This is a genomic window from Chryseobacterium sp. 27AL (assembly GCF_057815395.1).
On the sequence record NZ_JBYRIW010000001.1, the window covers coordinates 823,754 to 838,978 of the forward strand.

At 37.2% G+C, this 15,225-nt stretch carries 14 protein-coding genes and 1 tRNA gene; all 15 read left to right on the forward strand.

What is annotated here, in order from left to right; genetic code table 11:
• Positions 1 to 43 precede the first annotated feature (43 nt).
• The 15 genes from lat to AC3WV0_RS03610 all read left to right on the forward strand — a co-directional run bounded on the left by lat (position 44) and on the right by AC3WV0_RS03610 (position 14,979).
• Positions 44 to 1,369 carry an L-lysine 6-transaminase gene (gene lat / locus AC3WV0_RS03540; protein ID WP_488844049.1) on the forward strand — a complete coding sequence of 442 codons (1,326 nt, stop codon included), beginning with the start codon at positions 44 to 46 and terminating at the stop codon, positions 1,367 to 1,369.
• A 62-nt stretch (positions 1,370 to 1,431) separates the two neighbouring features.
• Positions 1,432 to 1,662 (forward strand): DUF2007 domain-containing protein, encoded by a 231-nt coding sequence (locus AC3WV0_RS03545; protein WP_090000942.1) that lies wholly within the window; start codon positions 1,432 to 1,434, stop codon positions 1,660 to 1,662.
• A gap of 91 nt (positions 1,663 to 1,753) precedes the next feature.
• Complete coding sequence (locus AC3WV0_RS03550; protein WP_488844051.1) at positions 1,754 to 2,266, forward strand: GNAT family N-acetyltransferase; 513 nt, start codon at positions 1,754 to 1,756, stop codon at positions 2,264 to 2,266.
• Between the two features lie 116 nt (positions 2,267 to 2,382).
• A complete protein-coding gene (locus AC3WV0_RS03555; RefSeq protein ID WP_488844053.1) occupies positions 2,383 to 2,838 on the forward strand; it encodes a transcriptional regulator in 456 nt (151 codons plus the stop codon).
• A gap of 1 nt (position 2,839) precedes the next feature.
• Positions 2,840 to 4,027 (forward strand): efflux RND transporter periplasmic adaptor subunit, encoded by a 1,188-nt coding sequence (locus AC3WV0_RS03560; protein ID WP_488844055.1) that lies wholly within the window; start codon positions 2,840 to 2,842, stop codon positions 4,025 to 4,027.
• A gap of 3 nt (positions 4,028 to 4,030) precedes the next feature.
• The gene (locus AC3WV0_RS03565) at positions 4,031 to 7,177 is read left to right on the forward strand and encodes an efflux RND transporter permease subunit (protein WP_488844057.1); all 3,147 of its coding nucleotides are present in this window, start codon (positions 4,031 to 4,033) and stop codon (positions 7,175 to 7,177) included.
• A gap of 82 nt (positions 7,178 to 7,259) precedes the next feature.
• A complete protein-coding gene (locus tag AC3WV0_RS03570; protein ID WP_488844059.1) occupies positions 7,260 to 8,675 on the forward strand; it encodes a TolC family protein in 1,416 nt (471 codons plus the stop codon).
• Positions 8,676 to 8,873: 198 nt separating this feature from the next.
• Positions 8,874 to 8,947 (forward strand) — tRNA-Ala (locus AC3WV0_RS03575).
• Positions 8,948 to 8,972: 25 nt separating this feature from the next.
• Positions 8,973 to 9,347: a hypothetical protein gene (locus tag AC3WV0_RS03580; RefSeq protein ID WP_488844061.1), complete on the forward strand. Its 375-nt coding sequence runs from the start codon at positions 8,973 to 8,975 to the stop codon at positions 9,345 to 9,347.
• Positions 9,348 to 9,490: 143 nt separating this feature from the next.
• Positions 9,491 to 10,063, forward strand: coding sequence for a C40 family peptidase (locus AC3WV0_RS03585; RefSeq protein ID WP_488844063.1), 573 nt, complete (start codon positions 9,491 to 9,493; stop codon positions 10,061 to 10,063).
• A 102-nt stretch (positions 10,064 to 10,165) separates the two neighbouring features.
• Positions 10,166 to 10,978, forward strand: a complete 813-nt coding sequence (locus AC3WV0_RS03590; RefSeq protein ID WP_090000934.1) for a 2,3,4,5-tetrahydropyridine-2,6-dicarboxylate N-succinyltransferase — start codon at positions 10,166 to 10,168, stop codon at positions 10,976 to 10,978.
• A gap of 28 nt (positions 10,979 to 11,006) precedes the next feature.
• Positions 11,007 to 12,176 (forward strand): glycosyltransferase family 87 protein, encoded by a 1,170-nt coding sequence (locus tag AC3WV0_RS03595; RefSeq protein WP_488844066.1) that lies wholly within the window; start codon positions 11,007 to 11,009, stop codon positions 12,174 to 12,176.
• 4 nt (positions 12,177 to 12,180) lie between these two features.
• Positions 12,181 to 13,110, forward strand: coding sequence for a glycosyltransferase family 2 protein (locus tag AC3WV0_RS03600; protein ID WP_488844068.1), 930 nt, complete (start codon positions 12,181 to 12,183; stop codon positions 13,108 to 13,110).
• A 1-nt stretch (position 13,111) separates the two neighbouring features.
• Positions 13,112 to 13,888: a polysaccharide deacetylase family protein gene (locus tag AC3WV0_RS03605; RefSeq protein WP_488844070.1), complete on the forward strand. Its 777-nt coding sequence runs from the start codon at positions 13,112 to 13,114 to the stop codon at positions 13,886 to 13,888.
• Positions 13,885 to 14,979 carry a glycosyltransferase family 4 protein gene (locus AC3WV0_RS03610; protein ID WP_488844072.1) on the forward strand — a complete coding sequence of 365 codons (1,095 nt, stop codon included), beginning with the start codon at positions 13,885 to 13,887 and terminating at the stop codon, positions 14,977 to 14,979. The genes AC3WV0_RS03605 and AC3WV0_RS03610 overlap by 4 nt, the downstream gene beginning before the upstream one ends.
• The last annotated feature ends 246 nt before the right edge of the window (positions 14,980 to 15,225 follow it).

Sequence of the window (15,225 nt, forward strand, 5' to 3'; positions counted from 1 at the left end):
ATTATTAAATTTTTATTATTAATCAACCCTAAGATTAATTAAAATGGAACAAACAATTGATATACAAGTAAATAAAGTAAAAGAAATAGTAGGAAAACACGTTTTAGCAGACGGTTTTGATTTCGTGATGGATATTGAAAAATCCCACGGGTCATGGTTGTATGACAAACTGACGAAAAAAGAATATCTCGACATGTTTTCTATGTTTGCATCAGCGTCAATCGGATACAATCACCCTTATCTGGTAGAAAAATCAGCATGGCTGGGGAAAATGGCGGTAAATAAACCTACCCTTGCAGATGTTTATTCTGAAGAATATGCTCATTTTCTGGAAGTCTTTGAAAGAGTGGCAATTCCCGAAGAGTTACAATATGCATTTTTTATTGAAGGCGGAGCATTAGCGGTTGAAAACGCTATGAAAGCATGCTTCGACTGGAAAACCCGAAAAAATTTTGAAAACGGGCTCGACATTGAAGCCGGAATGTGTATTCATTTCAGACAGGCTTTCCACGGAAGAAGCGGCTATACTTTAAGCCTTACCAATACTGCTGATCCCAGAAAATATCAGTACTTCCCGATGTTTGACTGGCCAAGAATCCTGAATCCTAAACTTACGTTCCCGATCACGGAAGAAAATCTGGAAGAAACCATCAAAAATGAAAGATTAGCTTTACTAAACATCGAAGAAGCTATTCTGATGAATTCCAATAAGATCGCATGCATTATCATTGAACCCATTCAGGCAGAAGGGGGAGACAACCATTTCAGAGATGAATTTCTGATGGGATTAAGAAAAATCTGTGACCAGAATGAGATCCTTCTTATTTTTGATGAAGTACAGACGGGTATTGGTATTACAGGAAAAATGTGGGCTTTCCAACATTTTACGGCAAAGCCGGATATCATTTCTTTCGGTAAAAAAACACAGGTTTGTGGGATTTTAGCCAATAAAGAAAAATTCGATGAAGTTCCCGACAATGTTTTTCGTGAAAGCTCAAGAATTAATTCCACTTTCGGTGGGAATTTTATCGACATGCTTCGTTTCCAGTTGGTAATGGAAGTTATTGAAAAAGAAAATCTTGTAGAGAATGCAAGACTTGTTGGTGATTATTTGCTAGAAGGCCTAAAAAGGCTTTCTGAAAAATATCCTGAAAAATTAACAAATGCAAGAGGAAGAGGATTAATGTGTGCCATTGATCTTCCTACCCACGAACAGAGAAACGCCATGAGAGACGAACTCTGGAAGGATGGAATGATCATTTTATCTTGTGGTGATCTGTCGTTACGCTTCAGACCTCACTTAAATGTTACAAAAGAAGAAATTCAACTTGCATTGGATAAAATAGAGAATAACATTCATAAAATTTAAATTATGGATTTGTAATTTTCAAAAAAATGTTATAAATTTAGATACTCAAAACGAAACAGAACATGGAAAGAAGTACAAGAGTATCAGTTTTTGAAAGTGACAAACCCGCAGAAATTCAGCTTATTAAGTCGAAATTGGACGATGCCAATATTAGGAACGCTGTCGAAAACAATTACCTTACTTTTACAACAACGCCTACGGCCACATCACTGAAAGTAATGGTAAAACTGGAGGATGAAAAAAAAGCATTTGAAGTAATCGATGCTTATCTCCAGCAAAATGAAAATCAATAAAACAATTTCATAATTTTAAATTTTACTACTTCGAACCGAAAATTAATTTTAATTAGTTTTCGGTTTTTTGATGTAATATTTGTTCACAACAATGGATTCAGAAATCAAACTAAGAAAGGCGGAAACGGAAGACAGAGATATCATCTGGAACATTTTACAACAGGCCATAGAAAGAAGAAGAAAAGACGGAAGCACCCAATGGCAGCAAGGCTATCCCAATATTAACACCGTAGAAAGCGATATTGAAAAAGGTTTTGGATATGTAATGACCATCGATGGAGAAATTGCTGTTTACGTCGCTCTGATAATAAATGACGAACCTGCTTACAGCAATATCGAAGGAGCATGGCTTAGCAACGGAGAATTTGTGGTTGTACACAGAGTAGCCGTCGATGAAAAATTTGCCGGACAGGGTATGGTAAAAAAGTTATTTGATCACATTGAGGATTTTACGCGATCCCATGAAATTCAGAGTGTTAAGGTAGATACCAATTATGATAATGTTCCTATGCTGAAAATTTTAGAAAGCAAAGGCTATACGTATTGCGGAGAAGTTTTTCTTGCAGGTGGAATGAGAAAAGCTTTTGAGAAGATTATTATTTAAGGGAAAAGTTAAATCTGTTTTCATTGATTGTTTATAAAGCAATAGATTTATAAACTCTATTATGTTTGTTCGTTTAGTTCAGAACTAATTTTTACTTTTGCTCAAATTTATATACCATGCATAAGAGTATAGAGATTGATGAGAAAATTTTCCAGGATGCTGTAAAGTTTTATGGTACCATTTTCAACCTGCCTCCTTTAGCATCAAAAATATATGCATATCTTTTATTTGACTATGAAAAGGTGGGCATAACTTTTGACGAATTCGTGGAAGTGCTTTCTGCAAGCAAAAGTTCCGTATCAACAAGTATTTCACTTTTATTGAATGCAGAACTTATTGTAGACCACAACAAAATGGATGAGCGGAAAAGATATTTTTTCATCAATGACGGGTACAAGAAAATCAGATTTGAAAAAATAGTACAGAAAATGAAGGACGAACTAAAACTACTGGATGATTTAGACCATTTTAAGAAAAATCATGACGATGGTTATAATGAAAAAATTGAAGCTTATAAAGCTCTTTTAAATAAAAACATAATTAATATTCAGGAATCTCTTAATAAACTATAAAATGAATAATAAGCTAGTTATACTTTCTGTTGCAGCACTTTCTTTGGTGGCCTGCAAAAAAGAAGCTCCTAAGCAGGACGGGCCAAAACCTTATCCTGTAGTAAATGTGGAAGCTAAAAATATAGTAGGTTATCAGACGTTTCCGGCAACTATTCAGGGCAGGGTAAACAATGATGTTCGTGCAAAAATCCAGGGATATATCACACAGGTTTTGGTAGATGAGGGACAGTATGTAACCAAAGGGCAGCCTTTGTTCCGTCTTGAAACCAATATCCTTAATGAAAATGCCGCTGCTTCCAAAGCAGGAATCGGCGCTGCTGAATCTAATATTGCTGCGGCACAGGCTGCTGTGAATGCTGCAAATGTTGAAGTGAATAAACTTAAACCGCTTGTTCAGAAAAACATCATCAGTAATGTTCAGCTGCAAACGGCTCAGGCCAATCTTGCCCAGGCTCAGGCACAGCTGAAGCAGGCCCAGGCGGCAAAAAGTCAGGCTGTTGCCAATTACAAAGGGGTAGAGGCTAATATTGAATATTCCATTATCCGCGCACCTATTTCAGGAGTTATCGGTAAACTTCCGTTAAAAGTGGGAAGCCTTGTTGGACCTTCAGATCAAACTCCTTTAACAACAATTTCCGACACTTCAGAAATTTACGCTTACTTTTCAATGAATGAGAAAGAATATTTTGACTTCCTTGAAAAATCCCCAGGAGCTACGATGCCGGAAAAAATTAGAAATTTGCCAATGGTGGAACTGCAGCTGGCTAACGGAAGCCTTTATCCTGAAAAAGGTCGAATAGAAGCGATCACAGGACAAATTGATCCTACAACGGGAACCATACAATTCAGAGTTGCCTTCAGCAATGCACAAAAACTTTTGAGCAATGGTAACAGTGGAACCATAAGATTCCCTCAACATTATGATAATGTACTGGTTGTTCCGGAAAGCGCAACATACGAACAACAGGGAATTGTTTACGTATATAAAGTCGACAAAAGCGATACAGCAAGAAATGTTGTGATAAACGTCATCGACAGAATCGACAATATGGCTTTAATTAAATCCGGAGTCAATAAAGGGGAAACGGTAATTGCAGCAGGGATCGGAGGATTGAAACCAGGAACTGCCGTTAAAAAGAAACCTGTAAAAATGGATAGTCTCGTTCAATCTATAAAACCGAAATTCTAAAAAATGATTAAAAATTTTATAAACAGACCGGTTTTATCCACGGTAATCTCGATTTTAATTGTGATTCTCGGGGTATTGGGACTGATCGCGCTTCCGGTGACACAATATCCTGACATTGCACCTCCCACGGTAAGTGTTACAGCAAACTATACCGGAGCCAATGCGGAAACGGTAATGAAAAGTGTGGTCGTGCCTCTAGAGGAGCAGATTAATGGGGTGGAAGGTATGGATTATATCACTTCCAGTGCAGGAAATGACGGTTCAGCCAATATTCAGGTGTTCTTCAAGCAGGGAATTGATCCTGATATTGCAGCGGTAAACGTTCAGAACCGTGTAACCAGAGCAACGCCACTTTTGCCAAGTGAAGTAACACGTTCCGGGGTGGTAACACAGAAACAGCAGACCAGTGCTTTGATGTATATGTCTTTCTATTCTGAAAATAAAGATCTTGATGATGTTTACCTTCAGAACTTTTTGAATATCAACGTTATTCCAAATTTAAAAAGGATTAATGGAGTAGGTGATGCCAACGTTTTCGGAGGAAAAAACTATTCCATGAGAGTATGGCTGGATCCTGCTAAAATGGCAGCTTACGGAGTAACCCCAACCGATGTGACCAATGCGATCAACGAGCAGAGTAGAGAAGCAGCAGCCGGTTCTATCGGGCAAAACAGCGGAAGCTCTTTCGAATATATTATTAAATATGTCGGTAAATTTAACAATAAGGAACAATACGATAATATTATCATTAAATCTTTGGGTGACGGGCAAAATTTAATGTTAAAAGATGTTGCCAAAGTAGAACTTGCAGGGCAGTCTTATACAGGAATCGGGGAAAACGGAAATAATCCTGCCATCAGTATGGGGATTTTCCAGACACCGGGTTCCAACGCTCAGGAGATTATTAAAAATATTAAAGCGTACCTAAAATCAGCAGAAGGAAGCTTTCCGGAAGGAATTAAATATACCTTTAACTTTGATACCAACGAATTCCTAGAAGCTTCAATTGATAAAGTAGTTCATACGTTAATTGAGGCATTTATTCTGGTGTTCATTGTTGTATATATTTTCCTTCAGGATTTCAGGTCGACCCTTATTCCGGCTATTGCTGTTCCGGTTTCAATTGTGGGAGCTTTTTTCTTCCTGAATTTATTTGGCTATTCATTAAACTTATTAACCTTATTCGCTTTGGTACTTGCCATCGGTATTGTGGTGGATGATGCTATTGTCGTCGTCGAGGCCGTTCATGCCAAGATGGAACACGGAATTTCCGATGCAAAAAAGGCCACAGTGGAAGCCATGGATGAAATCACAGGAGCAATTATCTCAATTACCCTGGTAATGGCATCTGTATTTATCCCGGTAACTTTTATTACCGGTCCGACGGGAGTTTTCTACCAGCAATTTGGTATCACCCTGATTGTGGCAATCATTATTTCGGCAATTAATGCATTGACGCTAAGCCCGGTTTTATGTTCATTATTCTTAAAACCTCATGATGCGCATCATGCAGAATATAAAAATTTAAATTTCATTCAGAAGTTTTTCTATAAGTTTAATATTGCTTTCAGAACAACGACAGAACGTTACGGAAGAGGATTTATTTTCCTTTTAAGACATAAATGGGTAACCCTGATCATCTTTGCCATTACGGGTGGAATCTTATATTGGGCAAGTACTACCATGAAGAAAGGTTTCGTACCTACAGAAGACAGAGGAATTATCTTTACTGATGTTCAGCTTCCTCCGGGAGCTTCTATGGAGAGAACGTACAATGCTTTGAAAACGCTTCAGGCTAAAGCTTTAAAAGTACCGGGTGTTCAGAACGTTACCATTTCCACCGGTAGAGGTTTCCTTTCCGGAAACGGAAGCAACAACGGTCTTGCCTTTGTTAAGTTAAAACCATTTGATGAAAGAAAAAAAGACGGGCAGACTTCAGAAGATATTACCAAAAAATTATTCGGTATTACGGGAGCCGTTCCTGACGCAAAAATAGTATTCTTCCAGCCGCCAAGTGTGCCCGGTTTCGGTAGCAGTGCAGGTTTCGAGATGGTTCTGTTGGATAAATCCGGTGGAGAATATGCAGACCTTGATAACAAAACAAATGAATTTATCGGTAAGCTGATGCAAAGACCGGAAATTGAGTTTGCACAAACTTCATTCAACACAAAATATCCACAATATGAAATGCAGATCAATGTTCCTTTGGCTAAACAGCTTGGTGTTTCTGTAAGCGACATTCTTGCAACCATGCAGGGATATATCGGGGGTATTTACACAGCTGACTTTACCAAATACGGAAAACAGTTCAGGGTAATGGTTCAGGCACTTCCTGAAAACAGACAAAATATTGACAACCTGAATGAACTGTATGTAAAAACAGGCTCAGGTGAAATGTCGCCGATCTCACAGTTTGTGACTTTGAAAAAGGCGTATGGGCCACAGTCGGTTAGCCGTTATAATTTATTTACTTCTGTAAAAATTACAGGTGCCAACTCTGCAGGATTCAGTTCCGGGGATGCCATTACGGCAGTGCAGGACGTAGCGAAAGAAACATTAAATCAAAACTACGATGTCGAATTTACAGGATTAACCAGAGAGGAATTAAATTCCGGATCCCAGACAGTTCTGATTTTTGCTTTAAGTTTAATTTTTGTTTACTTCATTCTTTCTGCACAATATGAAAGTTATATCCTTCCTCTGATCGTAGTAATTTCACTTCCTCTCGGGGTAATGGGAGCTTATTTCGGACAGAAAATCATGGGGCTCGAAAACAATATTTATTTCCAGATTGCCCTGATCATGTTGGTGGGACTTTTAGCGAAAAATGCGATTTTGATTGTTGAATTTGCCGTTCAGAGAAGACATCACGGAGAAACAATCGTCATGTCTGCCATCAACGCGGCAAAAGCAAGATTAAGACCGATCCTGATGACTTCATTTGCATTTATCTTTGGACTGTTACCATTGGTTTTAGCAAGCGGAATCGGTGCGGTCGGTAACAGATCCATCGCTACGGGAGCGGCAATCGGATTGCTGATAGGTACTATTTTAGGACTTTTTGTAATTCCGGTACTGTATGTTATTTTCGAATACCTGCAGGAAAAAGTAAAACCTCTTAAAAAAGAAGAAATCAATTTAGCAGAATAAATTAAGACAGTTCAGGGTTTTCGATTTAAAAGTTAATTACTGGAAATGCGGAACCCTGGACTTTAACCTTAAACTTCAAATAATGAAGAATATTTTAAACATAATAAAAGGAATCACTTTTTCAGTTGTACTTCTCGCCTTTGTTTCATCTTGTATGGCAAGAAAAGAGTACAACAGGCCCAACAATGTGGTAGATGAAAAGCTGTACCGAACTGATATGCTGCCTTCCGACAGTACAAATATCGCCAATGTTTCCTGGAAAGAAATCTTTACAGACCCTATACTTCAAAAGCACATTTCAAAAGCTTTGGAAAACAATCTTGATATCAGAATTGCCCTGCAAAGTATTGCTTCCGCAGAAGCATATCTAAAACAAAGCAAAGCAGCTTATCAGCCTACCTTAGCCGTCGGACCGAATTATACATTTCAGACTCAGTCTATCAACACCCAATTCGGACAAATAATCGGGGAGAGAAGATATGTGAATCAGTTTGACATTACGGCAAGTATCGGATGGGAAGCAGATATCTGGGGAAAATTAAAATCTCAGGAAAAAGCACAATATGCAGCTTACCTGGGGACTATAGCAGCACATAAGGCAGTGAAAAGCGATCTTGTTGCTTCCGTTGCTTCAGCTTATTACCAACTTCTGACTTTTGATGCGCAAAAGAGAATCATCACCGAAACGATAAATATCCGAGAAAGAAATCTGGAAACCACAAGAGCCTTAAAAACGGCAGGTACTTTAACAGAGGTTGCCGTTCAGCAGAGTGAAGCGTTGGTTTTCAATGCCAAATCTTTATTAATTGATATTGATACTCAGATCCAGCTGCTGGAAAATACCATGAGCCTTTTGATGGGAGAGCCTTCCCATACGATAGAACGTTCTACACTGGAAAGCCAGCAGCTTCCTATAGACGTAAAACTGGGATATCCGGCACAGCTGCTTGCTAACCGTCCTGATGTAATGAGAGCAGAATTCAACCTGATGAATGCTTTTGAATTGACGAATTCGGCTAAAGCTCAGTTTTATCCTACTTTAAGGCTTACAGGAAGTGGAGGCGTGCAGTCGGTGGATATTGATCATTTATTTAGCGTAAATTCATTATTTGCCAATGTTGTGGCCGGTCTGGCACAGCCAATTTTAAACAGGAGAGCGATCAGAACCAATTATGATGTAAGTCTTGCCAATCAGGAAACCGCCTACCTGAACTTCAGGAAAGCCGTACTTACAGCAGGAAAAGAAGTTTCTGACGCCATAAGAGTTTTCTCTGTTCAGGATTCTTTTATAGAATTAAAACAAAAAGAGCTGAATGCTTATAAAAACTCTGTTGAATATTCTCAGGAACTGGTAAATTACGGTATGGCCAATTATCTTGAAGTACTGAACGCCAGTGTAAATTCACTAAACGCAGAGCTGAATATAGCCAATGCGGAATACAGTAAGATGAGAGCTGCTGTTGAGCTTTACCAGGCTCTCGGAGGAGGTTGGAAATAATTTCCCACTATAAAAATTAGAAAAACGCACGTTAAAATTCATTAGCGTGCGTTTTTATTTTAAATTTAAAATACCTGAAAAATTGATAATTAGCTATAAATTTCACATTCCGCTTGAAGAAAATTTAATAAAATGTTTGTATATGTGGTTTAAATACTTACTTTTGTACCGCTTCAGAAAACTGATTCAAAAAAGAATGGGGAATTAGCTCATCTGGCTAGAGCGTTAGACTGGCAGTCTAAAGGTGACGGGTTCGATCCCCGTATTCTCCACAATTTGTTTATAAAAACAAAAACTATGAAGAAAATATTTTTACTTGTATTCACCGCTATTTTATTTATGGGCTGCAAAGATGAAGACACAATTTATGACTTCATAGGAACATGGGCCGGGACATATACAGGTACGCAAAAAGGAACTTGGAACATTGTTGTGGCATCCGACGGAAAAGTAACGGGAACATTATCTTCCCAACAGACTACAGAAAATTATCAGATTTCAGGACAACTGAGTGAATCCGGGGATCTTAATGCAACTATCGGATCACCTTCAGACGGACAATTCATAGGGAAGTTGAATAGATCAAATAAGAAAGCAAGCGGAACATGGGTAAATGAAGTTCCGACCCCATCAAAATCCGGAACCTGGAAAGGTAGTAAAACATCAAAATAATATACACACCATATAAAGCTATTCGTTCGAATAGCTTTTTTTTGTTTTAAATAGTAAGCAACTTATTTCATACCACAAATTAAGCGAACTAAAAGCATAATTTATTTATATTTGTATGGTCTTTACCGTAAAATGAAAGAAATATGAAGAACTGTCTGAATTTAAAAAATACACATTTAAAAACAATTCATGCTTTATTCATTGCATCTTTAATTACAATTTCTTGTGGAAGTTCAAAAAAAGTAGCTTCCGGCCATAAGACAATTACAAAATCTGTTGCCAAAACTGAAAATCTCAGAAGCCTCGAATCTAAATTTAACGGTAAAATTTCCACATCCATTAATGAAATTCTGAAAGATGCTGAAAAATACCTTGGAGCACCCTATAAATTCGGAGGAAGCACTTCATCAGGATTTGACTGCTCGGGATTTACAGTAAAGGTTTTTGAGGAAAATGATTATAAACTTCCCAGAAGATCATCGGATCAGGCAGAAGCAGGAAATAAAATAGACATCAAAGAGGTAAAGCCGGGAGATCTTTTATTTTTCGCAACCGCTGGCGGAACCAGGGTTTCCCATGTCGGAATTGTTCACGATATCGGCAGTGACGGAGAGGTAAAATTTATTCATGCTTCCACAACAAAAGGCGTTATTATTTCATCACTAAACGAAAAATACTGGAATAAAGCTTATCTGCATGCACAGAGAGTACTTTGATTTTCCTAAAAAACAAGCAAAACAATATTCCTCTGATAGTTATGGTCAGAGTATTTTCCTTAACTTTTTGTATCTTTGACGCGAATAATTTAAACTAGAAACATGTCGTTACAACAAACAATTGAAAATATCTGGGACAACAGAGAATTATTGCAGAATGAAGATAGTCAGAAGGCTATAAGAGAGGTTATTGCTTTGGTTGATAAAGGAGAACTTCGTACAGCAGAACCTACTGAAAACGGATGGCAGGTAAATGAATGGGTGAAAAAGGCAGTAGTGATGTATTTCCCGATCCAGAAAATGGAAACTATTGAGGTAGGTCCATTTGAATTTCATGATAAAATGCCTTTAAAGAAAAACTATGCTGAAAAAGGCGTGAGAGTTGTACCGCATGCGGTGGCACGAGAAGGGGCTTATATTGCTCCGGGAGTAATCATGATGCCTTCTTATGTGAATATCGGTGCTTATGTAGATTCAGGAACGATGGTCGATACCTGGGCAACCGTTGGAAGCTGTGCGCAAATCGGTAAGAATGTTCACCTTAGTGGCGGCGTAGGAATCGGTGGCGTTCTGGAACCGCTTCAGGCTGCTCCGGTAATCATTGAAGACGACTGCTTTATCGGTTCAAGATGTATTGTGGTAGAAGGTGTACATGTAGAAAAAGAGGCTGTTTTGGGAGCGAATGTGGTTCTTACGGCATCTACAAAAATCATCGATGTTACAGGTCCTGAACCGATTGAGATTAAAGGAAGAGTTCCTGCACGTTCTGTTGTGATCCCTGGAAGTTATACAAAACAGTATCCAGCAGGAGAATATCAGGTTCCATGTGCTTTGATCATCGGTCAGAGAAAGGAATCCACAGACAAAAAAACATCTTTAAATGATGCATTGAGAGAGAATAATGTTGCTGTTTAAGAGTAAATTTTAAACTAATACGAATATTTTGAAAGAAAAATTTCTTAAAATAATCCTAAACCCTAAATATATATTTGGGGTTTATCTTATTATATCCATAGTCACAGCAATTTCCAAATATTTACGGGGAGATTATGCGATCAACAATTATCTGATTTTTAAAAATGTATTTTTTAATACGATCCATAAGAAAAACCTGTTTGTCCATTATCCCGATCTTTATTTTGATTTAAATCATTACGGTGTTTTCTTTAGCGCACTCATTGCACCTTTCGCCATGATGCCCGACTGGCTGGGAATATCTTTATGGAATGCCGCCAATACATTCATTTTTATTTACGGTATTTATAAGTTACCGTTTTCAGATTCTAAAAAGGCACTTTTCGGTTTATTAGCTTTGCAGGAATATATCACAGCAGCATTAAGCCTGCAGTTTAATGTAGCGCTTACAGGGCTTTTATTATTATCAGCGGTTTATATTTATGAAAAAAAAGAGGTAAAATCGGTGACGGCAATTTTAATCGGAGTGTTTGTAAAAATCTATGGAATTGTAGGGCTGTCACAATTTTTCTTCATTAAAAATAAAGTAAAATTTATTCTTTCAGGCATAATCATAGCTGTACTCTTTTTTGCATTGCCTATGGCTTATTCCAGTCCGGGATTTGTTATTCAGTGTTATTCAGACTGGTTTCAGTCCATTGTAGAAAAGAATAATGAAAATCAGGTTTTGGGAAATATGCAGGATATTTCGCTGATGGGCTTTTTCAGACGGATTCTTGGTGACGCATCGATTTCAAATCTTGTCTTTCTTGCATTCGGTTTACCACTTTTTGCTGCGCCTTATTTCAGGATAAAACAATACAAGCATTATGCTTTCCAACTGATGATTTTAGCTTCCACATTGTTATTTTTGGTATTATTCAGTTCAAGCTCAGAATCCCCCACTTATATCATCGCAGTTGTGGGTGTGCTGATCTGGTTTTTCCTTCAAAAAGAAAGAACTCCTTTTATCATCGGATTATTGGTATTCGTAATCATCTTTACGTGTTTTTCGACCTCCGATCTTTTCCCGAAATACATAAAAGAGAATTATATCATTAAATATTCTTTAAAAGCCGTACCTTGCATTGTAATCTGGCTAAGGGTAATTTACGAGCTTCTTACCAAAGATTTTGAGAAAAATTACAGCCTTGAATAATGATATGAAGAAAATTTCAATAGTCATTCCTGCCCATAACGAAGAAGGAAATGTAGCTTTGGTGTATCAGAAAATTAAAGAGGTTTTCGATACACTGGAGCATTACAGTTTTGAAATCATATTCGTAAATGACGGCAGCAGGGACAATACCCAAGAACAACTGGAAGAGCTTTCAAGACAGTATGAAGAGGTGAAATTTATTGAGTTTTCAAGGAATTTCGGCCATCAGCCCGCAGTAAAGGCAGGCATGGACAATGCTTACGGAAATGCAGTGATCTCAATGGACGGCGATCTTCAGCACCCTCCGGAACTTATTCCGCAGTTGATTCAAAAATGGGAAGAAGGTTTTGATATTGTGTTTACCGTAAGAAAATATCCGAAGGAAATTTCTTTATTTAAAAGGAAAACTTCAGACTTTTTCTATAAAATTCTTTCAGGCTTATCGGATGTTGATTTAACGAAAGGCGGCGGATCAGATTTCAGACTGATGGATGCCAGAGCAGTAGAAGTCATGCGCAATTTCCATGAAGATGATCTTTTTTTGAGAGGCCTTACCAGCTGGATGGGCTTTAAACAGACCGGAATCAACTTTACCGCCAATGAAAGGCTTTCCGGAAAAAGCAGCTATAATCTTAAAAAAATGATTACGTTTGCTTTTACAGGAATTACGGCATTCAGCGTTAAACCACTTTACATTGCCGCTTATCTTGGATTTTTATTTTCCGCTATTTCGGTGATAGGATATGCGATCTATGTGATCTATTCATTCATCGCCAAAACGGAGATTTCAGGATGGGCATCGCTCATTATGACAATTGTTTTTTTCGGAGGTTTACAGTTGATTATCCTGGGAATCATAGGAATCTATTTAGGTAAAATCTTCAAACAGGTAAAAGACAGACCAAATTACATCATCAAAAACAAAAATTTTTAACATGGTTTTATTAAGTTTTGACATTGAGGAATTTGATATGCCATTGGAATACAAAGGTGAAATTTCTTTTCAGAAGCAGATTTCCATTTCCCAGCAGGGTTTGGAAAGAATTCTGGATATCCTTAAAAAACATCATGCAAAAGCGACATTCTTTTCTACTGTTGTTTTTGCGGAACACAGCAAACATTTAATCGAAAGATTACTGAATGAAGGCCATGAATTGGCTTCACACACCTGGTACCATTCGGAATTTAAAGAAGAACATCTGAAACAGTCAAAGGAAAGGCTGGAAGAATTATTTAATACGAAAGTTACCGGATTGAGAATGCCGAGAATGATGCCTGTAAGTAAAAATGCAGTGGAAAATGCAGGATATCAGTATAATTCATCGATCAATCCTACATTTCTTCCCGGAAGATACAATAATCTCAAAGTTTCCCGAACCTATTTCAAAGAAGGAAATGTGACACAGATTCCGGCTTCGGTTTCTCCGAATTTCAGAATTCCTTTATTCTGGCTAAGCTTTCATAATTTTCCGCTGTCTTTTTACAAAAAACTGGCTTCAGATACATTGAAAAAAGACAACTATCTGAACGTTTATTTCCATCCTTGGGAATTTGCATCAATTAAAGATGAGGAATTTAAATTACCGGGCTTTACCGTAAAAAATTCAGGAGAAGACATGGTAAAACGTTTTGATGAATTTTTATCTTGGCTAAAAAGTAAAAATCATTCATTCGGAACATTTCAGGAATTTCAAAAACAGATTAGCTCATGAAAATAGCTTTTGACGCAAAACGTTTTTTTCACAATACTTCAGGATTAGGAAATTATTCACGGGATCTTGTAAGAATATTGGCAACCTGTTTTCCTGAAAACGAATATATTTTATTAAACAAAAACAAATCTGAAAGAGCAAAAGATATTCTTGATCTGCCGAATGTTCATTTTGTAGAAACATCAAAAGGAAATTTTTCGCGCCAACTGAAAATGGGTAAAGATGCTCAGCATCAGAATGCAGATATTTTTCATGGCTTGTCAGGCGAACTTCCTTTAAAATGGGACAGTAAACCGATTAAGAAAATCGTAACAATTCATGATCTTATTTTTATTCGGTATCCGCGATATTATTCATTTTTTGACCGTAAAATTCACTTCTGGAAATTTAAAAAAGCAGCATATTCCGCAGATAAAATCATAGCCATATCTGAACAGACAAAACAGGATATTATTACGTTCCTAAAAGTTCCGGAATCTAAAATTCAAGTGATTTATCAAGGTTGTCACAAAGCATTTAAAGAACAGCAATCGGAAGATTTTGTTCAACAGACAAAAGAAAAATTTAATCTCCCTGAACGTTTTGTTTTAAACGTCGGTACAATTGAGGAGCGTAAAAATCTCCTGAACATTGTTAAGGCATTAAAAGACACCAATATTCCGTTAGTCGTCGTCGGCAAAAAAACAAAATATTTCAAAAAAGTTGAAGCTTTTATTCGTCAAAATAAAATCAATGTTCATTTCCTTGAAGGTGTTTCCATGGATGAATTGGCAGTGATCTATAAACTTGCAGATATATTTATTTACCCAAGTTTTTTTGAAGGTTTTGGAATTCCTGTCATTGAAGCATTATTCTCCAAAACAGTAGTGATCACCAGCAATACAAGCTGTCTCCCTGAAGCCGGCGGCCCGGATTCTGTCTACATTGATCCAAAAAATCATCTTGACATCCAGGCAAAAATTAAATTTTTATGGGAAAATGAAACGGAGAGAAAACGACGTGCTGAAAAGGGTTTCGAATATGTTCAGAAGTTTAATGACGAACCCATTGCAACCGAATTAATGAATCTTTATAAAAATATTTTACGATAAAATTTGCATGTTTAAAATTTATTACTTTAAATTTGCACCATACAATTCAAACAAATGAAACCGAATTTTTTAACAGTTCATCATTATCATCATCATCTCTGCTAAGACGGAATTGATTGATATGTGACTACGTTAAAAATCAAAATAATTAAAAACCGTCTGAGTAAACAGGCGGTTTTTTTGTTTCTAAATTCTTCCCGGGCAATTTATATCCATTAAAGCATTTTGTTTACTCAGACACAACAA